The organism is Mycobacteroides franklinii (assembly GCF_002013895.1).
GTDB classification, from domain to species: Bacteria; Actinomycetota; Actinomycetes; order Mycobacteriales; family Mycobacteriaceae; genus Mycobacterium; species Mycobacterium franklinii.
The window spans coordinates 41,864-64,842 of the sequence record NZ_MAFQ01000018.1 but is presented as its reverse complement, the minus strand read 5'-3'; the positions used below and the strand labels follow the sequence as shown (position 1 = coordinate 64,842).

The 22,979-nt window shown below is 64.9% G+C and carries 28 protein-coding genes and 1 riboswitch; of the genes, 18 read left to right on the top strand and 10 right to left on the bottom strand.

What is annotated here, in order from left to right:
• Window positions 1–171: 171 nt before the first annotated feature.
• Together B4393_RS24470 and B4393_RS24465 are read right to left on the bottom strand one after the other, a co-directional pair.
• A complete protein-coding gene (locus B4393_RS24470; protein ID WP_078336345.1) occupies window positions 172–1,155 on the bottom strand; it encodes an LLM class F420-dependent oxidoreductase in 984 nt (327 codons plus the stop codon).
• Window positions 1,156–1,251: 96 nt separating this feature from the next.
• Window positions 1,252–1,935, bottom strand: a complete 684-nt coding sequence (locus B4393_RS24465; protein WP_070939945.1) for an SDR family oxidoreductase — start codon at window positions 1,933–1,935, stop codon at window positions 1,252–1,254.
• Window positions 1,936–2,136: 201 nt separating this feature from the next.
• Here B4393_RS24465 and modA point away from each other — a divergent pair, with 201 nt between their 5' ends.
• The 4 genes from modA (at window position 2,137) to B4393_RS24445 (ending at window position 6,025) form a co-directional block, all read left to right on the top strand.
• Window positions 2,137–2,961, top strand: a complete 825-nt coding sequence (gene modA, locus B4393_RS24460; RefSeq protein WP_109558577.1) for a molybdate ABC transporter substrate-binding protein — start codon at window positions 2,137–2,139, stop codon at window positions 2,959–2,961.
• Window positions 2,958–3,752, top strand: coding sequence for an ABC transporter permease (locus B4393_RS24455; protein ID WP_078336343.1), 795 nt, complete (start codon window positions 2,958–2,960; stop codon window positions 3,750–3,752). The genes modA and B4393_RS24455 overlap by 4 nt, the downstream gene beginning before the upstream one ends.
• Window positions 3,753–4,817 (top strand): sulfate/molybdate ABC transporter ATP-binding protein, encoded by a 1,065-nt coding sequence (locus tag B4393_RS24450; protein ID WP_078336342.1) that lies wholly within the window; start codon window positions 3,753–3,755, stop codon window positions 4,815–4,817.
• Window positions 4,818–4,987: 170 nt separating this feature from the next.
• The gene (locus B4393_RS24445; protein WP_078336341.1) at window positions 4,988–6,025 is read left to right on the top strand and encodes an APA family fibronectin-binding glycoprotein; all 1,038 of its coding nucleotides are present in this window, start codon (window positions 4,988–4,990) and stop codon (window positions 6,023–6,025) included.
• Here B4393_RS24445 and B4393_RS24440 read toward each other — a convergent pair.
• Complete coding sequence (locus B4393_RS24440; RefSeq protein WP_078336340.1) at window positions 6,022–6,927, bottom strand: alpha/beta fold hydrolase; 906 nt, start codon at window positions 6,925–6,927, stop codon at window positions 6,022–6,024. The genes B4393_RS24445 and B4393_RS24440 overlap by 4 nt on opposite strands.
• A gap of 183 nt (window positions 6,928–7,110) precedes the next feature.
• Window positions 7,111–7,386, bottom strand: a complete 276-nt coding sequence (locus B4393_RS24435) for a GlsB/YeaQ/YmgE family stress response membrane protein (RefSeq protein WP_078336339.1) — start codon at window positions 7,384–7,386, stop codon at window positions 7,111–7,113.
• Between the two features lie 230 nt (window positions 7,387–7,616).
• Window positions 7,617–7,689: riboswitch (Fluoride riboswitch) on the top strand.
• 13 nt (window positions 7,690–7,702) lie between these two features.
• Between B4393_RS24435 and crcB (B4393_RS24430) the strand changes: the two genes are divergently transcribed.
• From crcB (B4393_RS24430) to B4393_RS24410, 5 genes are all read left to right on the top strand, one after another.
• Entirely contained in the window at window positions 7,703–8,173 is a 471-nt protein-coding gene (crcB, locus tag B4393_RS24430) for a fluoride efflux transporter CrcB (protein ID WP_078336338.1), read from the top strand.
• 5 nt (window positions 8,174–8,178) lie between these two features.
• Window positions 8,179–8,541 (top strand): fluoride efflux transporter CrcB, encoded by a 363-nt coding sequence (crcB, locus tag B4393_RS24425; protein ID WP_413816167.1) that lies wholly within the window; start codon window positions 8,179–8,181, stop codon window positions 8,539–8,541.
• 10 nt (window positions 8,542–8,551) lie between these two features.
• A complete protein-coding gene (locus tag B4393_RS24420; RefSeq protein WP_078336336.1) occupies window positions 8,552–8,995 on the top strand; it encodes a universal stress protein in 444 nt (147 codons plus the stop codon).
• Between the two features lie 41 nt (window positions 8,996–9,036).
• A complete protein-coding gene (locus tag B4393_RS24415) occupies window positions 9,037–10,188 on the top strand; it encodes a GNAT family N-acetyltransferase (protein WP_078336335.1) in 1,152 nt (383 codons plus the stop codon).
• 84 nt (window positions 10,189–10,272) lie between these two features.
• Window positions 10,273–11,340 carry a GNAT family N-acetyltransferase gene (locus tag B4393_RS24410; protein WP_083069993.1) on the top strand — a complete coding sequence of 356 codons (1,068 nt, stop codon included), beginning with the start codon at window positions 10,273–10,275 and terminating at the stop codon, window positions 11,338–11,340.
• A gap of 1 nt (window position 11,341) precedes the next feature.
• Here the strand turns inward: B4393_RS24410 and B4393_RS24405 are convergent, their stop codons facing one another.
• Entirely contained in the window at window positions 11,342–11,749 is a 408-nt protein-coding gene (locus tag B4393_RS24405) for a DUF6194 family protein (RefSeq protein ID WP_078336333.1), read from the bottom strand.
• A 31-nt stretch (window positions 11,750–11,780) separates the two neighbouring features.
• Between B4393_RS24405 and B4393_RS24400 the strand changes: the two genes are divergently transcribed.
• Window positions 11,781–13,046 carry a competence/damage-inducible protein A gene (locus tag B4393_RS24400; RefSeq protein WP_078336332.1) on the top strand — a complete coding sequence of 422 codons (1,266 nt, stop codon included), beginning with the start codon at window positions 11,781–11,783 and terminating at the stop codon, window positions 13,044–13,046.
• A gap of 2 nt (window positions 13,047–13,048) precedes the next feature.
• Here the strand turns inward: B4393_RS24400 and B4393_RS24395 are convergent, their stop codons facing one another.
• Entirely contained in the window at window positions 13,049–13,843 is a 795-nt protein-coding gene (locus tag B4393_RS24395) for an HD domain-containing protein (protein ID WP_413816166.1), read from the bottom strand.
• Between the two features lie 38 nt (window positions 13,844–13,881).
• Here B4393_RS24395 and B4393_RS24390 point away from each other — a divergent pair, with 38 nt between their 5' ends.
• Window positions 13,882–14,835, top strand: a complete 954-nt coding sequence (locus B4393_RS24390) for a GlxA family transcriptional regulator (protein WP_078336330.1) — start codon at window positions 13,882–13,884, stop codon at window positions 14,833–14,835.
• An 11-nt stretch (window positions 14,836–14,846) separates the two neighbouring features.
• On the opposite strand, the gene B4393_RS24385 is transcribed toward B4393_RS24390, so the two are convergent.
• Both B4393_RS24385 and B4393_RS24380 read right to left on the bottom strand, forming a co-directional pair.
• A complete protein-coding gene (locus B4393_RS24385) occupies window positions 14,847–15,827 on the bottom strand; it encodes a pirin family protein (RefSeq protein ID WP_078336329.1) in 981 nt (326 codons plus the stop codon).
• A 54-nt stretch (window positions 15,828–15,881) separates the two neighbouring features.
• The gene (locus B4393_RS24380; protein ID WP_078336328.1) at window positions 15,882–16,469 is read right to left on the bottom strand and encodes a TetR/AcrR family transcriptional regulator; all 588 of its coding nucleotides are present in this window, start codon (window positions 16,467–16,469) and stop codon (window positions 15,882–15,884) included.
• Between the two features lie 123 nt (window positions 16,470–16,592).
• On the opposite strand from B4393_RS24380, the gene B4393_RS24375 reads away from it, so the two are divergent.
• From B4393_RS24375 to B4393_RS24350, 6 genes are all read left to right on the top strand, one after another.
• The gene (locus B4393_RS24375; RefSeq protein WP_078336378.1) at window positions 16,593–16,973 is read left to right on the top strand and encodes a DUF4345 domain-containing protein; all 381 of its coding nucleotides are present in this window, start codon (window positions 16,593–16,595) and stop codon (window positions 16,971–16,973) included.
• 98 nt (window positions 16,974–17,071) lie between these two features.
• Window positions 17,072–17,944 carry an LLM class flavin-dependent oxidoreductase gene (locus B4393_RS24370; protein WP_078336327.1) on the top strand — a complete coding sequence of 291 codons (873 nt, stop codon included), beginning with the start codon at window positions 17,072–17,074 and terminating at the stop codon, window positions 17,942–17,944.
• A gap of 159 nt (window positions 17,945–18,103) precedes the next feature.
• Window positions 18,104–18,556 (top strand): VOC family protein, encoded by a 453-nt coding sequence (locus B4393_RS24365; protein WP_078336326.1) that lies wholly within the window; start codon window positions 18,104–18,106, stop codon window positions 18,554–18,556.
• A gap of 14 nt (window positions 18,557–18,570) precedes the next feature.
• Window positions 18,571–18,897, top strand: coding sequence for an ArsR/SmtB family transcription factor (locus tag B4393_RS24360; RefSeq protein WP_078336325.1), 327 nt, complete (start codon window positions 18,571–18,573; stop codon window positions 18,895–18,897).
• Window positions 18,897–19,364 carry an SRPBCC domain-containing protein gene (locus B4393_RS24355; protein WP_078336324.1) on the top strand — a complete coding sequence of 156 codons (468 nt, stop codon included), beginning with the start codon at window positions 18,897–18,899 and terminating at the stop codon, window positions 19,362–19,364. The genes B4393_RS24360 and B4393_RS24355 overlap by 1 nt, the downstream gene beginning before the upstream one ends.
• 117 nt (window positions 19,365–19,481) lie before the next feature.
• A complete protein-coding gene (locus tag B4393_RS24350; protein WP_078336323.1) occupies window positions 19,482–20,369 on the top strand; it encodes an undecaprenyl-diphosphate phosphatase in 888 nt (295 codons plus the stop codon).
• Window positions 20,370–20,391: 22 nt separating this feature from the next.
• On the opposite strand, the gene B4393_RS24345 is transcribed toward B4393_RS24350, so the two are convergent.
• Entirely contained in the window at window positions 20,392–21,819 is a 1,428-nt protein-coding gene (locus B4393_RS24345) for an alpha/beta hydrolase (RefSeq protein ID WP_109558574.1), read from the bottom strand.
• 39 nt (window positions 21,820–21,858) lie between these two features.
• Between B4393_RS24345 and B4393_RS24340 the strand changes: the two genes are divergently transcribed.
• Entirely contained in the window at window positions 21,859–22,404 is a 546-nt protein-coding gene (locus tag B4393_RS24340; RefSeq protein WP_078336322.1) for a hypothetical protein, read from the top strand.
• A gap of 4 nt (window positions 22,405–22,408) precedes the next feature.
• On the opposite strand, the gene B4393_RS24335 is transcribed toward B4393_RS24340, so the two are convergent.
• Window positions 22,409–22,972, bottom strand: a complete 564-nt coding sequence (locus tag B4393_RS24335) for a hypothetical protein (RefSeq protein ID WP_078336321.1) — start codon at window positions 22,970–22,972, stop codon at window positions 22,409–22,411.
• Between the last annotated feature and the right edge of the window lie 7 nt (window positions 22,973–22,979).

Genomic DNA, 22,979 nt, shown 5'->3' with positions numbered 1-22,979 from the left:
ACGCCAGCGTGTGAGGGAAACGCCGAACATCCGAGGACAGCCGATCGAGGCCCCCGGTGAACGACAGCGCGAGAGGGCGAAACGCTCTGCCTCGGGCCGCAAACCGAACAGCGTCTCCACATCCCACATCCTGCCCGAAGGGCAGCGGGATACCGATCCCGATCTCGCCGACTAGTCCTTGAACAGCGGGCGAAGAGTCTTGCCGATCAGCTCTACCACGCCCGGGAGATGTCCGTTGACGGGCGCATTGAGGGTAACGGAGTCGATTCCCTGGTCCAGGACGCGGGTCTGCACCTGCTCGGCGATCTCGTCGGGGCTGCCCACCAGGGTGCGCCCGAGTACCTGTGCGCGGGCTTCGTCCGGCAACGTGTCCAGATCGATTCCGTTCTTGCTCAGCTGTGCGGCCGCCAGTTTCCAGGCCGTCGCCGAATCGTCGTCGATGAAGACGGAGAAGAAGGCCGAGGTTTCCAGCGTGGACGGATCGCGGCCCGCCTCCTCGCAGCGCTGGCGCAGCACCGCCAGCTTGTGCGGAATCTCGTCCAGGGCACTGAGCAGGTTCAGGTGATCGGCATACTTCACTGCCAGCCCGAAGGTCTTCTTCTCGCCGCTGCCGCCGATCATGATCGGAATGTTCGGCCGGATCCGGGGCTCGTTCAACGCCGATTCCGTGCGGTAGTACTTGCCCTCGAAGGTAGGGCGCTCACCGCGGAGCATCGGCGGAATGATCTCCAGCGCCTCGCTCAACCGCTCGAAGCGGTCGGTGAACGTGCCGAAATCGAACCCGAGTTGCTGATGCTCCAGTTCGAACCATCCCGCACCGATGCCCAAGATCGCGCGTCCGCCGCTGACCACGTCGAGGGTGGTGACGGCCTTGGCGAGCAGGGTCGGGTTTCGGTACGTATTGCCCGTGACCAGCGTGGACAGCTGAATGGTGCTTGTCGCACTCGCCAGCGCACCCAGGGCCGTGTAGGCCTCCAGCATGGGCTGATCGGGGGTGCCGATCATGGGCAGTTGATAGAAGTGATCCATCACGAAGACCGTGTCGAAACCCGACGCTTCCGCGTCGCGCACCTGTTTGACGACGGTGGGGAAGAGTTCGGCGACGCCGGTGCCGTAGGAGAAGTTGGGGATCTGATATCCGAGCCGAATGGTCACTCGGCCAGCCTACGCGCGATCCGCCGATGCGGCATTTACTGTCTTGCCCCGCAAGGCAATTCGAAGATCTAGAGCTGGAGTGCGCTCCAGCTTCGGTCAGCTGACGCCGGCGGGGACGCCGCGGCTGACGTGCAGAGTCTGGCCGGTGATGTGACGCGCCTGCGGACTGGTGAGGAACAACGCCAACCGGGCGATCTCGCCGGCAACCAGCTCCTGCGCATTCTCGGTGCTGTCGAGGCCGTCGTAGTTGGCCTCCGCCGACTGTCCGGGCGCAATGGTGTTGATGGTGATCCCGCGGGTGCCCATCCGCTCGGCCTGCTCGGCCGTCCACGCGGACAGCGCGGCCTTGGCGGCGGTGGTCGCGCCGGACCGGTCACGGGTGCCCAGCGTGCACAGGTTGACGATGGCCGCACCCGAACGCAGGTGGTCACCGATGGCCTGCACCGTCAGCACCGCGGTCAGCACGCTCGATTCGTACCGCGACAGCCATGCCTCGCCCGTATCGGTGAGCGTGCCCAGATGCGGGCCCGGCTCGCTCCAGACCGGGTTGGGGATGTTCACGATGGCATCGAGGTGTTGGGGGAACAGCTCGACATTCTCTTCCAGGCTGTCCGGGTCGGCGTTGTCGCACACAATGGCGTCGACCTCGAGCTCCTTGGCGGCGATTTCCAGCTCATCGGCGTTGGGGCCGGTGATGACGACCCGATGGCCGGCGTTGCGGAACTCCGCAGCCACCGCCCGGCCGATCTCGTTAACCGCTCCGGTTACCAGTACGTCCATGGCGGTACCTTCCTCACCTTCCTGCAAGCCTTACCAATCCGCACCTGGGGCCAGGCCTGATCAGCTTGATCGTGACACAACCCGGACCTCATACCCCGGATTTGGCGGCCGGGTCGCACGGGTTTGACGCCCAATATTACTGGACGGTAGCAATACCCTTGACCACCACGTATCGGCTCGGCGGCAGCTAGGGTTGTGCCGGTGACCGGCGGCGCATGGCATCTCCAGATCAGTAGAGCGCGGAAAGTTCTCGCGGCGACACTTCTGGCGGGTTCGCTGGCCATATCCGGTTGCGGCTCACGAACCGCACCCGAAGCGGGCACAGCGGCTCCCGCGGACGGTTCGGAATCGGCGGCGGTCCAATTGCACGTGCTGGCCGCGGCATCGCTGCGGAAGTCCTTCACCGAAATCGGAAAGTCCTTCGAGTCGACGCACGCAGGCACGACGGTCGAGTTCACCTTCGCCGGTTCCTCCGATCTGGTCACCCAACTGACTCAGGGGGCCCCGGCCGACGTGTTGGCCACCGCGGATTCGGCGAATATGGACAAGGCGTGGAAGGCGCATTCCGTCATCAATCCTGTCGACTTCGCCTCCAACACGTTGACGATCGTGGTCGCGCCGGGGAACCCGAAGGGCATCGCCGGCTTCGCCGATCTGACCCGTCCGGGCCTCGACGTCGTGGTGTGTGCACCGCAGGTCCCATGCGGGTCGGCCACCACCAGAGCCTCCAAAGAGACTGGGGTGCACCTAAATCCGGTCAGTGAGGAGTCCTCGGTCACCGATGTGCTGAATAAGGTGATCGCGGGTCAGGCGGACGCCGGTCTGGTGTATGTCACGGATGCGAAGGCAGCGGGTGACAAGGTCGGGACCGTCACATTCCCCGAGGCTCTGTCGATCGTGAACACCTATCCGATTGCGGTGACCGCTAATTCGCGTAACCCGGAACGCGCGCATCAATTCATTGAGACCGTCACCGGGGATGTCGGCCACAAGATTCTGGCGGCGGCGGGGTTCTCCGCGCCGTGACCCCGGCACCCGGTCTGCCGCGCTGGGTGTACGTGCCCGCGGCCGTCGGGGCGGTACTCATCGTGCTGCCACTGCTGGCGCTCGTGGTGAAGGCTGATTGGACACAGTTCCCGGCATTGATCACGAGCCCCGCGTCGCAGGCTGCGCTACTGCTCAGCGTCCGGACATGTCTCGCCAGTACCGCACTATGCCTGCTGTTCGGGGTGCCGCTGGCCGTTGTGCTGGCCCGCGGGCCCGGATGGCTGACCCAGCTGCTGCGCCCGATGATCCTGCTACCGCTGGTGTTGCCGCCCGTCGTCGGCGGTATCGCGCTGCTGTACGCCTTCGGCAAACTGGGGCTGCTCGGCCACTACCTGGATGCGGCGGGAATCCGCATCGCCTTCTCCACATCGGCGGTGGTACTGGCGCAGACCTTTGTCTCGCTGCCGTTCCTCGTCATCAGCCTGCAGGGGGCGCTGACCACAGCGGGACAGCGGTATGACGATGTGGCAGCCAGCTTGGGCGCACCGCCCACCACAGTCCTGCGCCGTGTGTCATTGCCCTTGGTGATGCCTGCGCTGGTATCAGGCGCGGTGCTGGCTTTCGCACGATCACTGGGAGAGTTCGGCGCCACCCTGACATTCGCGGGATCGCGGCAGGGCGTCACCCGCACCCTTCCCCTGGAGATCTACCTGCAACGCGAATCCGACCCGCAGTCGGCGGTGGCGCTGTCACTACTGCTGGTCGCGGTGGCTGCGGTCGTCCTGGCCGTCGTCGGCGCACGGACCTGGCGTCCCGGCGGGTGGCGGTAAGTGGGCGAGCTTCGATTCGATGCGGTCCATTCGGGCCGCGATGTGCAGGCGGCCTTCACGGTCGCCGCCGGTGAGACGGTGGCGATCGTCGGACCCAACGGGGCCGGCAAGTCCACGGTGCTCGCGCTCATCGCCGGGTTGCTGCGCCCTGACACCGGTGAGATCCGGCTTGGCGACCATGTGCTGACAAGCTGTGCCACTGGCACTTTCGTCCCTACGCACCGAAGGCGGACTGCCTTGCTGCTGCAGGAAGCGTTGCTGTTTCCACACCTGACGGTCGCGGGCAATGTCGAATTCGGGATACGCGGTCGGCGCCACGATGTCGCCGACGCGCGCGATCGGTGGCTGGAATCGGTCGGTGCGGGCGATCTGGCACAACGCCGCCCCGGCGAGCTGTCCGGGGGACAGGCCCAGCGGGTCGCCATCGCCCGCGCACTCGCGACCGAACCCGATCTGGTGCTCCTCGATGAACCCTTGGCGGGTCTGGACGCCGACAGCGCGCCCGCCATCCGGGCACTGCTCGGGCGGGTGCTGGGACGCGATGGCCAAAGCGCGCTGATCGTGACTCACGACATCATGGATGCGGTGGCCATCGCCGACCGCGTGATGGTTCTCGACTCCGGGCGGGTGGCCGAGCTGGGGGAGACAGCCACCGTGCTCGCCCGGCCGAGCAGCCAGTTTGGCGCGCGTTTCGCGGGAGTGAATCTCATTGACGGCACGGTGGGTGAGGACGGGGCACTGCACGCCGGCGAGCTCGCCATCTACGGCGTGTGGTCCGGCGCCGGAAACCCCTCGCAGGGCCGGCACGCCGTCGCGGTGTTCAAGCCGCGTGATGTCGCGGTACATCTGGTCCCACCCGGAGGTAGCCCACGCAACGTCATTGCCGTATCGGTCATGGGCCTCGCCGTACATGGCGACAGCGTGGTTGTAACGGCAACCGTCGGGACCGCGATATTCACGGCACACATCACCGCGGCCGCCGCGGCGGAACTAAGGCTGGCACCCGATGCGCCGGCATACTTTGCCGTGAAGGCCCATGAGGTCGTCCTTCAGGCGGCGCAATAGCTGGAGACGGGGACTTCGAGAGGAAACCTATGTTTGCTTCTGGTCAGCCAAACCCCTTGCCACCGCGTCAAATAATCTTGAAGTGGCGCCCACGGCAGCTTTCGGTAAATCGGGCGCGCCGATTGCCCGTTACGCTTGCACGTGCACGACAAAACGGTACGTTCATTGGCATGCAGCAACCACGGGCTACATCGGCGGCGAAGCGGGCGCACCGGGCACGAGTGATAGCGGCGGCCATCGCGGTCACCTCGCTATCCGGAGCGGGGGCGTTCACCCTCGCGGCCATGCCTGCCGATCAGACGCCGGCATCGGTGCGCACGGCGAATATCCACCTGGTCACCACCGATGCGCCTCCGCCCCCTGCAACGCCCGCCCCGGGCCAGCCGGCACCCAACCCGGAGTCGCCCACGACGGTGACAACACCTCCGGCCGCACCGCCTCCCGGATCACCCGCACCGGCGCCGGCCACACCGCCCGCGCCCGGCGCCCCGGCCGACGGCGGCCGCGTCAACAACGATCAAGGCGGATTCAGTTTCGTTGTGCCGCAAGGTTGGACACAGTCGGATGCGCGCAGACTGACCTACGGATCGGCGCTGTTGACCAACCCGGCAGCACCGAACGGAAGCATCCTGCTGGGCCGTCTGGATCTCAAGCTCTTCGCCGGTGCCGAGCCCGACAATCAGAAGGCCGCACGCAGGCTGGCCTCGGATATGGGCGAGTTTTTCATGCCGTACCCGGGCAACCGCGTCAACCAGGAAGACCAGAGCTTCGATGTGGCGGGTATGTCTGCGGCGTCCTCCTATTACGAGGTCAAGTTCGATGACGCGGCCAAGGAACCCGGCCAAATCTGGGCCGCGGCCGTAGGCAAGGGCAAGGACCGCTGGTTCATCGTCTGGCTCGGCACCTCGGCCTCACCGGTGGATAAGGGCGTGGCCAAGGCGTTGACCGAGTCGATCCGTCCGTGGACCCCGCCGACCCCGCCCACACCGCCGGCCGCACAGCCCGCCGATCCCAATCAGCCGCCGCCTCCGCCCGCGGACCCGAACCAGCCGCCACCCCCGCCGGCTGATCCCAATCAGCCGCCGCCTCCCGCGGCCCCGGGTGTCCCGGCGTCCGAACCGGTTCCGGCGGCACCGCCCGCACCTGCGGCACCGCCCGCCGCTCCGGCACCTCCCGCGGCGCCGCCGGCCCCCGGAGTCCCGGTCTAGGTCGTCGTGTCCTCGGGCGGTTGTGCCCACCACGTCTCGATGGCTGCGCTGAACTCCGCAGGTGCGTCGGACTGCAGGAAATGACCGACTCCCCGCAGCACCGCCGTGGCGTGGTGGGGGAAGGTGGCTTCGCAGCGTCTGAGGTATTTTTCGGTGAAAATCGGGTCTGTGTCGGCCCAGATGATCAACGTGGGTAGCTTCGCGATGACGCCGAGATTGTCCGCGAGCTCGGTGAAATAGTCGCGAGCGCCGGTGAGTTCGGCGGGAAGCGCGGCGGTGGCCCGCCGACTTTCCCGCGTGGGCGTTGCCTGGCGATAGTGCGCCATTTCGGCCCCGGATAGCGTGCGGCGCTTGTGCGCCGCGGGGATGAAGTGGTTGACGAACAGGTTGAATCGCGTGTTGAGCGCGCGCCCGACGGAGCTCCCCATGCCACGGGAGAACACTTCGGAGGACAGGTCACCGTTCAAGGGCCATGCCCAGGTGTTAGCCAGAATGAGGCGTTCGAACTTGTCTGGCCTCCGCGCAGCGGCGTACAGACCGAACGGCCCACCCCAGCTGTGGCCCACCAGTGTCAGATGCGAGAGATCCAGCCGATCCAGGAAGGCCACGAGAAGCTCGGACTGGTCCCGGGCACGGTACCGATAGCCGGGGGCGGCGGTGGACAGGCCGAAACCCGGAAAGTCGAGAGCGATGCACCGAAAGCGATCCCGGAGGGCGAGGATCACTTCGCGGTACACGAAGGACCAGACCGGATTGCTATGCAGCATCAGCAGGAGCGGCCCGGAGCCTTCGTCGACGTAGTGCACGACGCTGCCGTCCAGCTCCACGAAGCGGCTTTCAAAAGGGAACAACTCGTCGTCCACCCATGTCGGACGCACGCCTACGGGTTGTGCAGTTGCCATGGCCTAATCCTCCTTCCATACCGCTTGATAATTTCAAGTCTCATTGAAACTATCAATCAGTACCGACAGGCAGAAGGGCTTTCGGCGATGATCGGCATGGGGGTCGACGGCATGCGGACAATCTCGCGGCGCTTTGTGGCCTCGCCTGGTGGCTGCTTCAGTGGCTAAATCCAGATGCTGGCTCTAGCTTTTGGTCTTTCCCGCGATGAACTTGTAGGCGAACAGCAGAAGCACCGCACCAACCAAGGCGCCGAGGAAGGCGTGATTGATCGGCGGGGTGACGGTGAACTTATGCGGGGCGAACACCAGACTGCCCAGCGTCCCGCCGACATAACCGCCGACGATGCCCAGCAACGCCGTCGCGATCCAGCCGAAATTCTCCTTGCCGGGCACGATCAAGCGGGCGATCCAGCCGACGATCAGGCCAAGAATGATCATCCAAATGATGTTCAACACCATGTCTAGCTCCTTCGAGTATCTGTACTTCAGGAAACGAGCGTCGACCCGGTGCTGATGCTAATGGAACGCCGCTTTCTCGGCGCTGTTACGGCGCGCGACAGGCCGTGGCTCCTCACATCGCTCAGAAACATGGGGGGCTGTCGGGGGAGGCCCCGCTCTCGAGTTCCGCAGGGAGTTGGTGGTAGAAAAGCGGGTACGTCCGCGACGTGTATTGACACGCCTCCGCTATATTCGTCAGGCGCGATGGATCTCGCCAGGGCTGGTCCCGAACCGCCACTGACGGCTGATAGTTCCTGTGTTGATGTGTCGTAACACGATGGGACCGAATGTGACAGCTGGAGACCACCAAGAATCCCCACATCCACGACTGTATTTGCGGCCTTCCGCGCTGCTCTGGGTTTTCCTCGGCGGCATATGCGGTACAGCGCTGCGCTATTGGTTCGAGCAGATGTGGCCGGCCTCCGGAGCGTCGTGGCCATGGGGGACATTCGCGGCCAATCTGTGCGGGGCATTCATCCTCGGCGCGGCGCTGGAGACTCTCACACTGCTGGGGCCCGATGGCGGCTGGCGCCGGCACACCCGACTGTTTCTCGGAACCGGTTTCTGTGGCGCATTCACCACCTACAGCGCGCTCGCGTTGGAGATCAGCACCCTGACCCGCAACGGCTTCGTGGTCACCGGCATGGCGTACGCATTGGTCAGCGCAGCCGCCGGTTTGGCCGCAGCGCTGGTTGGGATAGCCACGGCGGCAAGAGCCCTCGCACGGTACGCGGGAGGTCCCGAGTGATCGTCATGGTCGTCGTCCTGGCCGGAGCGCTGGGCGCGGTACTGCGGTTTGTCGTGGATTCGGCGGTCAAGCACCGACGGACCCCCCGGTTCCCGTGGACGACGCTGTTCATCAATCTCACCGGATCTGCCCTCATCGGCCTGCTGTCCGGGTTGGTGGTGTTCCACCACGCGACACCTCAACTGCTCGTCGTCCTGGGTACCGGATTTTGCGGCGGCTACACCACGTTCAGTACCGCCAGTGTCGAGTCGGTGCGACTGATCGAGCAGCGACAATGGTCACTGGCGTTGTACAACACGGTGGGCACCTTGTTGGGCACCGTCGGGGCGTGTGCGGCGGGTCTGGCGCTGGGGTGGGTACTGGCGTGAGGATAGAGCTGTGAGCGAGTTGCCCGCAGTGCAGTTGGTGGTCGGATGGGACCATTACGCGCCCAGCACTGCCGCGCTGCATTTCGCCATCGATATGGCTCGCCGGCTGGACGCGCATGTGCACGTCGTGCACATCCAGGACATGGACGACGAACCATTGGACCCCGACTCGGACAGCTGGGAATCGCAGTCGCACACGGCCGTCGCGGCGGCCGAAGCCGCGGCGCGGGAAGAACTTGCGAACGGCGAGGTGTCCTGGGAGTACCACCGCGCGCACGGGCCCGCGGCCGTCCAGCTTCTCGCCGTGGCGCAACAGTGCCACGCCCTGATGATCATTCTGGGCAGCCCGCGGGGCGGACCGGCCTCCGTACTCGACACGTTCCTCGGGCAGTCGGTATCGCATCGCCTCATCGGCGCGCGACGTGTTCCGCTGGTCCTGGTGCCTGCCGTCTGACCACCCCTGTGGAGCGAATACCGCTGCGGTAGCCTTGCGCCGTGCGCAGCAAATTCCGTACCGGGTCTTCGGTGGACCTGGGCCCCGTGACGATCGACGGCATCACGGTGGCGCTGCGACCGCCCCGGCTGGCGGATGGACGGTCATGGCGGGACACCGCGTTGGCGTTCACCCAGAGGCTCTCACCGGCGTTCCAACGCGACGACATGGACTGGGAAAGCGCGCATTCCCCGGTCATGTGGGTCGACAGCTGGCGCTCGTCGATCACTGATGCACGGGCCGGCGGGGTTTCATATCTGTTGGTACGCATCGATGACGGCGTGGAAAGGGTCGTCGGCCATTTCTTGATGGCGGGCCGCGATTTTCGCACCGGAGGCGCAGAGATCTCCACGTGGGCCGTGGATATTCCCCCTGTCGTGAGCACGTGGGCACAGTTGACCACGGTGCTGTCCGCGTTCGACGGCAACCCGGACCTCCCGCACGCCCTGGCGCCCACCGCCGTGTCGAATGTTCGCGCAAACAGATTCGTCGAGTCCATGGGCTGGATCCAGCTACAGACGCGCCGCGCTCTGCGCCCTTATGATGGGCAGGTATCGGACCACTACATCTGGTTCCTGGCCAATACGCCCGAGTACCGCGATTCGGTGAAGCAGCGCCTCGCCGAAATTCCGGCCACCAGAACGCATCTGGCAGCGCCCGCGGCCCGGGTTCCGGGCGTCGGATACCTGGCGGCGTGGGCCAGATTCGTGGCAATCCGCGCGCGTCAGCGGCTCAATTCCGCGCTGAGAACAGCGGCGCCCGAGCCGCCCTTCGAAATCTCTTCCGTCGGTGGGGAAGTGGTTCGGATAGAACCCGACGGTCATGGCCGATACCGTGTCGCGATTATCGGACGTCCCGCAGGTTCGATCGACGTCTACTCCGATATCGGCACATCGACAACGGAATTGGTGCCCCGGCTCAGCTCGTGGGTAGCCGACGATGCCCGCGTATCTGCCGTGTCCGGGCTCGCAAGCCACCTCGCCTGCCGCCCGGACGGTTCACGCCGGACCGTCGTGGCGACACTCGAAACCGACACCACGCTCGCCGACAGGCTCGCGGCGCTTGGTTTTGCCGACGAGGGCGCGGCACCGCCCACCCGGGGTGAAGGCGGAGCAAACCGGCGGATGTGGACGCTGCTGAGGAATCCGGAATAGACACCCTGTACACAGCAATCACGTTCTTGCGGTAGCTGATTAATCGCGGGTTTACATCTGGGTACGGTGCGCTACCCTGCCCAGATGCGCGCACGCGAACGGCGTATCGCCCCGGGATGCCTGGGCCCGGCCGAGGTCGACGGTATGACCGTCATGCTGCGCACGCCGCGACTTTCCGACGGCCCATCGTGGCGAGAGACAAACCTGCGCTACGAACAACGATTGGCTCCGGCCTTCGCCCACCAGGACATGTCTTGGACGGCGGCGCACTCGCCCTACATGTGGATTCACACCTGGAGGCAGGCCAGGTCCGATGCCGCGCGGGGCTGGGCCTCATATCTGCTCATACACCTGGAAGGAACCCGCGAACGGGTGGTCGGCCATCTAGCCATGGCGGGCCGGCACCCGCGTACCGGAGGCACCGAGGTGTCCACCTGGACGGCCGGGGTTCCGCACGCGGTCACCATGTGGGCGCAATCCTCACTCATCATCTCCGGATTCGAGACCAATCCCGATGTCCCACATGCGGTGGCACCGCTGGCGGTCCACAACGTGCCAGTACAACGGCTGGCGCAGGCCGTGGGCTGGCAGAAGCTGCAGACATGCCGCCAGCTGCGCATGTTCGATGGCAGACCCACCGATCATGAGATTTGGTTCCAGACCAACTCCGCCGAGAACCTCGTCGCGTTGCGCCACAAGCGAGACACCCTTGCCTCCCGGACGTCCTTCAGGGCGTCGGAACGTCCCGCGAAAATCTCCTGGGGCGATCTGCTTGCGTGCGCACGCTACGAACTGCGCAACCGCTGCCGGCGCGCCAGTGCCGCCCCCAAGGACACAGTCCCGGTTACGGTTTCGGGTACGCCAATCGGATCTATCGAGATATCTGTCGACCTGGGCAGCTCCACGACCGAGCTCATCGGTAGGCCCCATCCCGGTGCGTCCGAGGCCTCACTCACCCCGACCATCGCCGATCTCGCCGCGCGTTTGACGCTGGCTCCGGCGCCCACGAGGCGAATAGTCGTGGCAGCGCGCACCGATGCTCAGCCCCTGATCGACATCCTGACGACACATGGTTTCCAGAACGAGGGGCCCACCCTGCCCACACTCGGCGAGTCTGGTGTCCCTCGTCAGCTGTGGGTCCACCTCGCCTGAACTAGTCCCGGTTACTGCGGGTATAGGCCTCGGCCAGCAGCGGCCGCACCACCTCGGCGAAGGTGTCCTCGCCGGGGTTGACCACACAGATCCATTTGGCACCGCCGTATTCGGGATGCGGCAGGATCTGGTCGAACTCGGTGTAGTCGACGGCAACCTCGTCGCCGCGGTCGCGCACCAGGCTCGCGAAGGTGTCACCACCGATGCCGATGTTGAGGCGATACACCGATGGGCGCCCCAAGTCGGAGTATGTGTCGAACGCTTCATTCGACATCAGCGTGATCACCGGCACCTGACGTTCGGGACCCCGGAAGAAGAACCAATTGCCCTGGACAACCTCGTGCTGAAGATCGGGGAAGGCCGTGACGATGTATTCGATGACAGCGCCTTCGTCGATGCCCACAGTCATAGCACCGAACTTACCGGCCTAGGCTGCTGGCATGTTGCGCGCGGGAATCGTCGTCACCGGCACAGAAGTTCTCACCGGGCGGGTCGCCGACGCGAACGGGCCATGGCTTTCCGAGCATCTGCGGGAAGTGGGTGTCGACGTTGCGCATATCTGTGTGTGCGGTGACCGCAAAGAAGATCTGCTGGCGCAGCTCCAGTTTCTCACCGATCAAGACGTCGATATCATCGTGACTTCGGGCGGCCTGGGGCCCACCGCCGACGATATGACACTGCCGACTGTGGCCGAATTCGCCGGAACCACACTCATTTTCGATGCTGATCTGGAAGCGGCCATCATGGATCGGCTACGACCGATGGCCAATCGCTGGGAGAATGTGGACTGGGAGGCATTGCGGGTCGGCATTGCCAAACAGGCACTCGTGCCTGCGCAAGGGCAGGTATTGGACCCGGTGGGCACTGCGCCCGGCGCCATCATGAGCACCGACAAGGTGGTCATCGTGGTGCTACCGGGACCGCCACATGAATTGCAGCGGATGTGGCCGTCGGCAGTCGATGCCGCACCGTTTCGCGCACTAGTGGGAGAAGATGCCGCGGCAATCGAGCAGACAACGCTGCGTCTGTATGGCATCACCGAGCCGGACATCGCCGAGACGCTTCGCCTCGCCGAGGACGACTTGGGCAGCCTTGCGGCACTGGAAATCACCACCTGCCTGCGACGCAGCGAGGTGGAAGTGGTCACCCGATTCGAGCCGTCTGCTCGGTCCGTCTGGGAGAGCCTCTACGAGTTCATCCACAGCCGGCATGGCTCGGCGCTGTTCTCCTCCGATGGTTGGACGGTGGACGAAGTCGTGGCCGGGCTGCTGCACGGAAGGCGCCTTGCCGTCGCCGAGTCTTGTACCGCAGGGCTTTTGGGGGCACGGCTCGCCGATGTCCCTGGCTCCTCCGCGTACTTCCTCGGTGGCATCATCAGCTACGCCAACGATGTCAAGATTGGCCAGCTGCACGTGGATCCGCAGCTTCTCGCCGACCATGGCGCGGTATCGCCACAGGTCGCCGAGGCGATGGCCGACGGCGCCTTGGCGGCGTTGGGTGCCGATATCGCGGTGTCCACGACGGGTGTGGCCGGGCCGGGCGGCGGGTCTGCCGACAAGCCCGTGGGCACCGTGTGTTTCTGCGTCAAGACTGCGGCGGGGGAGCGGGCAGAACTACGGGTCGTTATCCCGGGGAATCGCAACCAGATTCGGGAGCGCGCGACAACCGTCGCCCTGCATCTGCTACGTCGGCTGCTACAGCGGTAGCCCTATTCTTCGAAGGGTGCGGCCTTGACCAGCAGCGGGAACGCCGCATAGCGGGTCAGCCATGCGGCCCGTCCGTTCGGTACCGCGGCACCCTCCGTCGCCCAGGCCTTGAGCATGTGTCGCTTGAAGTCCAGCCGGGGATGGCGTCGCAGCAGCTCCTGCACCCACTCGGCATCAAGGTCCGAGAGCCGCAGGCCGAATACATCCGTTCCCGCCCCCGCCGACACGAAACCACCTGGATCTGCGAGGTTTTCACTGGCCCCCAGGGTGATATGCGCGGCGATCGCCGCGCCCACCGCCTGTGCACGGTCCTCGGGCGCCCCCTGATTCCTGACAAACTGGGCGGCCCGTTCACCGCCGACCACGGCGAAGCACCGTCCCGGTGTCGGATGCTCCAGCTGCAGATCGTGCAGCAGGCTCGCGACGTATACGAGTTCATCGTCGACCCGTACGCCGTCCAGCTCGGCCAGCGCCTTACCGAAGAAGTAGGTGCGATACGAGTGTTCGAGCACGTGTGGGGTGACCGAATCGCGTGCCTCCTGCTCGACCGCCAGTGCGAGTGCGGAATCGGGTACCGCGATCGATCCGAACTCCACGCGCCCTTGTCCGCGGCGCCCGATCCTCGTTTTGACGGCATCGCTGACCATCGTTGGAAGAGCTCGGATCAAGCGCCCCAGCAATACCCGCCGTTGGGCGGCGGAGACCGCGCCGCCGGTGCGGGTCGCCCAGTGCCAATCCAATTCGATCGTCGTCATCCCTTGAGTCAAGACGGGTGCACCATAAGCGGCCAGTGGCATGAATGCCACAGATACTCGGATTCATGCCATAGTGAGGTATGGGCACCAAGACAGTGGCGGCACTGGCCCTCGACGGCGTCATCACCTATGACCTGGCGTGCGCCGTGCAGATGTTCCGCAGGGGACCGGGGCGTGCGGGCCAACCGGAGGGTTTCGATCTGGTGACCTGCGGCCATCAGCCCGGAAGTATCTGGACGCCAGACGGTTTCAATCTCGAGGTGGAACACGGCATCGACGCGCTGGAGTCCGCGGATATCGTCGTGGTTCCCGCACGCGCTCCGCACGACTCCCCACCACCGGATGACGTATTGAACGCGCTGACAAGTGCACATCAGCGCGGGGCCGTGGTATTCAGTATCTGCTTGGGCGCGTTTGTGCTGGCAGCGGCGGGCCTGCTGGATGGGCGACCCGCCACCACGCATTGGGAGTACTGCGACGACATGCGCAGGCTCTACCCGCTGGTCGATCTGCGGCCCGACGCGCTCTATGTGGACGACGGTGACATCCTCACCTCGGCGGGACTGTCGGCGGGCATGGACCTGTGCCTGCACGTGGTGCGGCGCGAGCTGGGTGCGGCCGCGGCATCCGATATGGCCCGCTGGAATGTCATGGCGCCTCACCGCGATGGTGGCCAGGCTCAGTTCATCCCACCTACCAGGGCCTCGCACGATTCCAGCGGCCTCGGGCCGACGCTGAGCTGGGCGGCCGAGTGCCTCGCCGAGATTGACGACGTGTCGACACTGGCGCGGCACGCGCACCTGAGCCTGCGCACATTCAACCGGCGTTTCGGCGAGGAAGTCGGCACCACGCCCAAGCGTTGGCTCGATGTGCAACGCGCCACTCGCGCCCGCGAACTGCTTGAGAACACCGATATGACCATGGAATCCATTGCCGCGCAATGTGGATTTGGCAGCGTCACGGCGATGCGCACGCACCTACGCAGGGTCACCGCCACCACGCCGAGTGCCTACCGCCGGGCGTTCCGGCGGTAGGCACTTCGCGCTCAGCGTGCGACGTGCGGCATCAGCGCATTCGGCGGAATGGCACCGAACCGGCCGGCTTGATAGTCCTCGACGGCCTGAATCAGCTCGGCCTTGGTGTTCATCACGAACGGGCCGTAGGCCACCACGCGCTCACGGATGGGCCGGCCACCGAGCAGCAGCACCTCCATTGCCGGACGGTTAGCATCCTGATTCGCACTGGCGTGCACCGTGATCCGGTCACCGGGGCCCAGTACGGCGAGCTGCCCCTGCTCAATCTGATGACCCAGCGCGCCGACCGTGCCACGCCCGGATAGCACGTAGACGAGGGCGTTGAACTCGCGATTCCACGGCGCATTCAGCTGCGCACCGGGTTGAATGGTTGCATGCGCCAGGGTGATTGGCGTGTGCGTGCTCCCTGGCCCATGATGTGGGCCGATGTCGCCGGCGATGATCCGCACCAGCGAGCCGCCGTCGGGCGAGCTGACCAACGTGGTTTGCGCGCCCTCGATCGCCTGGTATGCCGGAGTCAAGAACTTGTCGCGTGCGGGCAGATTGACCCAGAGCTGGATGCCATGGAAGATTCCGCCACTCTCGACCAACTCGGCCGGGGGTGTTTCGATATGCAGGATTCCGGATCCGGCGGTCATCCATTGGGTGGCGCCGTCGTGGATGAGCCCGCCTCCGCCGTGCGAGTCCTGATGCGCGAACCGACCGTCGATCATGTAGGTGACGGTTTCGAAGCCACGGTGAGGATGCCAATCGGTCCCGCGCGGCTCGCCCGGCTCATACTCGACCTCGCCCATCTGATCCATGTGAATGAACGGGTCCAATTCGGAAGACGGCACGCCGCCGAAGGCGCGCACGACGGGGAAGCCCTCACCCTCATATCCGCGTGGACCACTGGTGATGGACCGCACCGGACGCTCGGTATCGGCGGGCTCGGGAGTCGGGATTCGCGGCAAAGTCAGGGCGTCCGTTGATGACACGGTGATAGCTGGCATGCAAACCTCCTTGTGGCTGTTTCTATGCTCCCATTAACCGGACTGCGGTCCGCTTTATTCCACCGCGGCAGCCAGGGCAATGGTCGCCGCGGCCGCCACCGTCTCGCCCGCGGCCAGCAAGGGCTCGGGGCTGCGCAACGCCCGGCTCAGGACGAACGCTCCCTCCAGGCTGGTGATAAATCCCAGGATGACGTTGCGGCGCGCCTCGGGTGGCAGACCCGATCCGGCAATTCGCTCGGCCCCCTGCTCGATCCAGTCCGTAAAGACGTCAGCGGTGGCTCGTCGCAGTGCGTCGTCCGTACTCGCAACCTCCAGCGCGATCGTCGCAATGGGGCAGGCGTCGGCATAGTCGGTCGCGACGAGATTCTCGGCGGCGGCCGCGAACGCGGTCCGAATGGTGGACGCAAGGTCGGGACCGCCCTGATCGAAGATCGCAAGTACCAGGTCCCGATACATCGCGCCGGACGCCCGGATCGCTTCGTCGGCCAGCTGCGCCTTGCCGCCCGGGAAGAAGTGATAGATCGAGCCGAAGGGTGCGCCCGCACTCCTGGCGATCTGCTTGAGTCCGGTGCCGGTCATGCCCTGCCGACGAAACAGCTCGCATGTGGCGGCGACTATTCGATCACGGGTATCGGCGGGCATGGCACGTCCTTACAGATGTTCCCAGAAACCTTGTATCCGGCTATCGCACATTGTACGGTCTTACTAGAACGTTCTATCAACTTCGTCAGAGATCACGAAAGACAGATCACGAAGGACGTAGAGATGAACACAGTGCTCAAGTACCTGGCCATCCTGACCGGCGTGACCTGCCTGGCCATCGGGCTGTATCACGTCATCGGCGGCCCTGGAACGGTTTTCGGTGGCGGAGAGGTCAGCGCGAGCACCGACAGTCAAGAGCGATTTTTCGCGGGACTCTTCGCCGTCTACGGGGTGGCGTGGATCTGGGTGGCACGACTGTCGCCGATCCCCGGCATCGCGATCCGATTCCTGGCGGGCGGCCTGCTGGCCGGCGGGCTCGCCCGGGTCGTCTCCCTCATCGACAGGGGCCAGCCGCATCCGTTCTGGATTGCCATGCTCGTCGTCGAAATAGTGGTCCCCGCGCTGTTTTTCGTCATTGCCGGAGCCGACGAGAAGGCTCCGTGACACCGTAAAACCAATATGCGAGTTCAGATTTCGTGAACCGCTAGAGTGCGTAGTACCGACAGCGCCGATGCTGCGGGAGGGCACTCTAGGAGGAATCTATGCGGTTCACCTTCGCCGAGGCGATGACCGACCCGTCGTACTACGTCCCGTTGGCCCAGGCAGCCGAGGCCGCCGGATACCACGGGATGACCATTGCCGACAGCCTGGCGTATCCCTACGAGTCGGACGCGAAGTATCCGTACACACCCGACGGGAATCGCGAGTTCCTCGAAGACAAACCGTTTATCGAAGCGCTGACACTGACCGCGGCGCTCGGCGCTGTGACCTCGACGCTTCGGTTCAACATCTTCGTCCTCAAACTGCCGATCCGGCCGCCCGCGCTGGTGGCCAAGCAGGCCTCGTCCATCGCGGCATTGACCGGTAACCGACTCGGCCTGGGCGTGGGCACCAGCCCCTGGCCCGAGGACTACGAGCTCATGAATGTGCCTTTCGCCAAGCGCGGCAAGCGTATGGACGAGTGCATCGAGATCATCCAGGGACTCACCACCGGTGACTACTTCGAGTTCCACGGCGAGTTCTACGACATCCCCAAGACCAAGATGTGCCCCGCGCCCACGCGGCCCATCCCGATCCTCATCGGCGGCCACGCTGATGCGGCGCTGCGGCGCGCGGCCCGGTGCGACGGCTGGATGCACGGCGGCGGCACCGAGGACCTGGACGAGCTGCTGGCCAAGCTGAAGAAGTTCCGCGAAGAAGAGGGGACCGCCGACAAGCCATTCGAGGTCCATGTCATCTCCGTCGACGGATTTACTGTCGACGGAGTAAAGCGCCTGGAGGACAAGGGCGTAACCGATGTCATTGTCGGCTTCCGCATTCCGTACATCGTCGGCCCGGATACCGAGCCGCTGGAAACCAAGATCAGAAACCTGGAGGGTTTCGCCGAGCACGTCGTCTCCAAGGTCAACCCCTAAGCATCCTTCCCACGAGCAGGCGCTCAGCCCTACAAATCTCGGCCCATCCGTAGGATTGAGTGCCTGCTCGCGAAGGATGTCTCCGGATAGCCATTGACTGATATTCAACGCAAGCGTTAAATATCAACTGTCAGGTATCCGGACCGAAAGGGTAAGTCAATGAGCACACGCCCGAGTTTGGCCTCGGCCGTCGTCTATCAGGATCCGTCGGCGGCCCTCGAGTGGCTGGAGAAAGCGTTCGGATTCGAACGCTCCATGGTGATCACCGACAGCGACGGCAAGCTTGAACATTCCGAAATGCGTTTCGGCGATTGCTATCTCATGGTCGGGTCCGAGTGGGATGCCAGCGTCGCCAGCCCCAAGTCGCTGGGCGGCCGATGCACCCAGACGATCCACGTTCAGATAGACGGCGATATCGACTCGCACTGTCGGCATGCCGAAGCGGCCGGCGCCAAGATCGTGATGCGCCCCGCCGATCAGTTCTACGGCGACCGGGTATACCGAGCCGAAGACCCCGAGGGACACGTGTGGACCTTCGGCCAGTCGGTGCGGACGGTCTCGCGTGAGGACGCCGAGAAGGCAAGCGGCCTGAACATCGAGGGCTGGGTTTGACCCGGCCCTCGCCGATGCCCACAAGCCTAGATCGCACGCTGGCCGCGCTGGCCGATCCCCATCGGCGAAGAATCGTCGAGGTGCTGCGGGATAGGCCATGCCGCGCGGGGGAGATCGCACAAGCAGTTGGCCTGACTCCCGCCGCACTCAGCAGGCACCTGCGCACCCTCAAGGCCAGTGCGCTGGTCGAGGAATCCCACCCCGAGTTCGACGCCCGAGTGCGCATCTACACACTTCGGCCCGCGCCCATGTCCGAGCTCAAGACATGGCTCGACGAGATTGAGAAGCTTTGGGCCACAAAGCTGTTGGCATTCAAAGACCATGTCGAACGGCAGGCGTGATGACGTCACGCATCGTGGTCTCACTGCGGGTGCGCGCCACGCCGGCGCGCGCATTCGATGTGTTCGTCAACGACATCGGGATGTGGTGGCAGCCCAACACACTGTTTCAATTCAGCAGGCGACGGCGCGGCACACTGACGATCGAGCCGAGCCTGGGCGGCCGTTTCGTCGAGTCGTACCCGAACGGCACCGAGTTCGAAATCGGCACGGTCACCACATGGGAACCCGGCAGCCGGCTGGGTCTGACCTGGCGTCAGGAGAGCTTCGCCGACCATCAGATGACGATCGTCGAGGTGCGGTTCGAGGCGGTCGGAGACGAGACGCGGGTGACGGTCGAACATCTCGGCTGGGAGTCGGTTCCGCAGGACCACGTGGCACGGCATACCTTTCCCGACGGTCTGTTTCTGCGACGACACGGCGAATGGTGGCAGGACCTGCTGGGGGCGTTGCGCGAGCACCTGGGCTGACCGTGGACGCACGCCACCCGCTGCGGCGATCTCCAGCTTTCTGTGGCAGGGTGTGGGCCGAATTCCGATCCCGCCCCCCGTATTAATTCCCACCCGGCCCACCCGTAAGGAAATCCATTGTCCGCGTTGACCTACACCCAGGCCATCGTCATCGGCGCCCTGCAGGGAGTCACCGAGCTATTCCCCGTGTCCAGCCTCGGCCACTCGGTACTCGTGCCGGCCTGGCTTGGCGGCTCCTGGCAGAACCTTGTCACGCAGGGTGATTCGGATAAGGGAACCCCGTATCTGGCTTTCGTGGTCGGACTGCATGTGGCCACCGCGCTGGCGCTGCTGGTGTTCTACTGGCGTGACTGGGTGGGCATCATCGGGGGACTGGTCACATCGATACGCACCCGAAAGGTCGAGACATCAACCCAGCGGCTGGGCTGGTTGATCGTGGTCGCGACCATTCCGGTCGGGCTGCTCGGACTCCTGCTCGAGCACTCACTACGCACACTGTTCGCGAAGCCCGGCGCTGCTGCCGTGTTCCTCTTCATCAACGGGCTGCTCCTGGCCGGCGCCGAGGTGTTGCGCAGGCGCCAGGTGGCCCAGTCCGCCAACGCGCACAGCGCCGAGCACACCAAGCAGATCTCCGACTTGAGCTACACCGACGCCGGTGCCATCGGTCTTGCGCAGAGCCTGGCGCTGCTCGCAGGCATCAGCCGCTCGGGTGTGGCGATGGTCGGCGGACTGTTTCGTGGGCTGGACCACGAGGACTCCGCCAAATTCGCGTTCCTGCTCGCCACTCCGGTGATCCTGGCCGCGGGTGTGCTCAAGCTGCCGACGCTGGCGGGGCCGCAAGGTGACGGCATCCTCGGACAGGTTCTGGTCGGCTCGTTGGTCGCGGCCGTGGCCGCCTACCTGGCCGTCCGCTTCCTCACCAAGTACTTCCACACCCGCACCTTGATCCCGTTCGCGGTGTACTGCCTGCTGGCGGGCGCGGCGTCGATGGTGCATTTCCTCTAGACACGCCCGCGCCCCCCGATGACTAGCCGGTAGATCCGGGGGTGCGTATCTGCGCGGCCAACCAGGGCAGTGCGTCCGAGAAGGTACGGCTGGCGAATTGCCAGGTGTGTCCGCTGATCATCTGGTGAATCGAGCAAGAAATCTGGACTTGCTGCGCCGCGGCACACAAATCCTGCGCGGCACCGTCCCGATCATCGTCGGTCACGTCGTCATGCCCGCCTATTCCGGTGGGAGTATCGGCCGTGGGCCGCTTTGCTCCACCCGGTTTCTTGCTGTCGGCAGGCGGTATCGCGTCCTCGAACCATCCCGTCACACCGGTGTACGGCCCATGCTTGGCCATGACGGTGCGGGGGTCAAAGGCGTCCCATCGAGCGGCATCGCCGCCATAAAGCCGGTCAATCGTCTGCTGTTTGTTTCCGGCGGTGGGACCGTGGTCGCCGGCGATATCGACGAAGGTCGAGAACAGATCCGGATGCATGACCGTCAGGTCGACAGCGCAGGTGCCGCCCATCGACCAGCCGACGACAGCCCAGTTGGCCGGGTCGGGTGATCCGTTGAACTCCGAGACCACGTAGGGGCGTACGTCTTCGGTGAGGTGATCCGCCGCATTGCCACGTGGCCCGTTGACGCATTCGGTGTCGTTGTTGAAGCTGCCCGCGACGTCCACGAAGACGAATATGGGTGTTTGGCCGCCATGGGACTTTGCGTAGTCGTCAATCATCTGGGTGGCGTTACCGGTGCGCACCCAGTCGGCCGGGGTATTGAATTCCCCGGCGATCATCATCACCACCGGCAGCCGGGGCGGGGTATCACCTGCGAACCAGGCCGGCGGCAGGTAGACGTATTCACCGCGGTGTTTGAATCCACTGGCGTCGGCGGGGATGTCCACCTCTACCAGCTTTCCGGTACTGGGGTTCGAATTACGCAGGCCCGCAAGGTCGCTCATATTGACCTCATTGGGAAGCGGCCCCGCGGAAATCGCGCCCCAGGCTGCCTGCACAGTGGGGTAGTAGCCCACCCAGGTATTGAGCGCTACGAGCGCCGCGAGCAGCGTGAGTGGAATCGCCAACAGTGATACGCCACGACGCCACCACCGCGCACCTCGGAAGCCGATAACGGCGACCGCGACCGATGTGGCGAAAACACCGATCCATATCCACAGCCTGAAGGGGGCCGGGTCCGAGGCCAACCCCTCGGAATTCATGTAGATCCATGCCGCCAGCGCACCCAATGCGCCGACGGCTACGCTCACCGGCACCCACAGCAGGCGCCACCGGCGGTTGCGCCAACCGATGACCACCAGCAAAACCACGACCGCGAGCACCTGCACGACGATCGGGAACCAGCCACCGAGTGCCGATACTCCATGGCTGTATTGGTGGAAATCGTTGGCGGGTAGCTGTGGGATAGGGGTCGGCGCCGGAGTGGGCGTCGGCGTAGTCGGTGGCACGCTGACATTGTGATGACTTTTCCTGGGAGGAAGCTGGACATGACCCAGAGTTATCTGTCCGATGAGATGATCGCGACGCTGTCCTCGGCCGAGCGGCGCGACCTGATCCAGCGGCTGGAACGCCCGCTCAGCGAGGTGGCGCCGCCGTATCTGGCGAGGTTTCGCGCACTGCGGCTGGGCTTGATGATCGGCGGCTCGCTCGCGTTGGTTCCATGGATCGTCTACCTTGCGTTCACGCTGCCTGAAAACTATGTGGCACAGCGGTGGACCGCGACGTGGATCGGCTTCGACATTCTGTTGGTGACGTTCATGGTGGGCACCGCCGTGCTGGGTCTACTGCGTCGTCAACTCCTCGTATTGACGGCGTTCACCACCGGGGTGCTGTTGATCTGCGACGCCTGGTTCGACGTGATGACGGCCGGACCGAGCGAAGTGCCATGGGCGATCCTGACTGCTGTGCTGGCCGAGCTGCCCCTCGCGGTGGTGATGATCCGGGGCGCGTTGCTGATCACACGATTGACGATGACGCGCCTGTTGGTGATCGAGCCGGGCATGCCGCTCTGGCGGGTGCCATTGTTGCCCTAGCCCGCTACCAGCAGTGCGCGAAGCCGTCGCAGTACTGCGGGAAGCGGTCGACGGGTACGTCGAGCGGTTTCACGAATTGCAGGCTGAAGGGCTTCTTCGTCATCCCCGGCTGGCCACCGCACACCGCGCTGTGGATGGTGGTGTGCGTGCCCGTGAGGGTCTCGTCATTGAAGACGTACTTCTCCTGGGTGGGTGCGAAGCTGCCATCCGGGCAGGTCATACCCTGCGGGCGGGCGTGTAGAAACGTCCACTGGTCATCGACCAGCTTGGCCGGGATGGAGTAGTTCTGAAGCCTGTCGCTGTGCTTGACGACATCCGGTGTGGCGCTGGTGACGGTGACCGTGCAGCCGTCGGCCTGGATGGTGGGATCGGTGTAGTCGGATTGGATGCGGGTGCCCGAGGCTTGCACGCAGACCGCCGACATCGTCCAGGTGACGTCGCCGACGCCGTCCTCAAGCATTCGATAGGTGCCGTCGGCCGGGGGCGCCACCGCCGCTGCCGGGCTGGCGAATCCGACTCCGATCGCGGTTGCGAAGACGGGAGCCATCAGCAGGGATGTTGTGCGCACGGGTCAA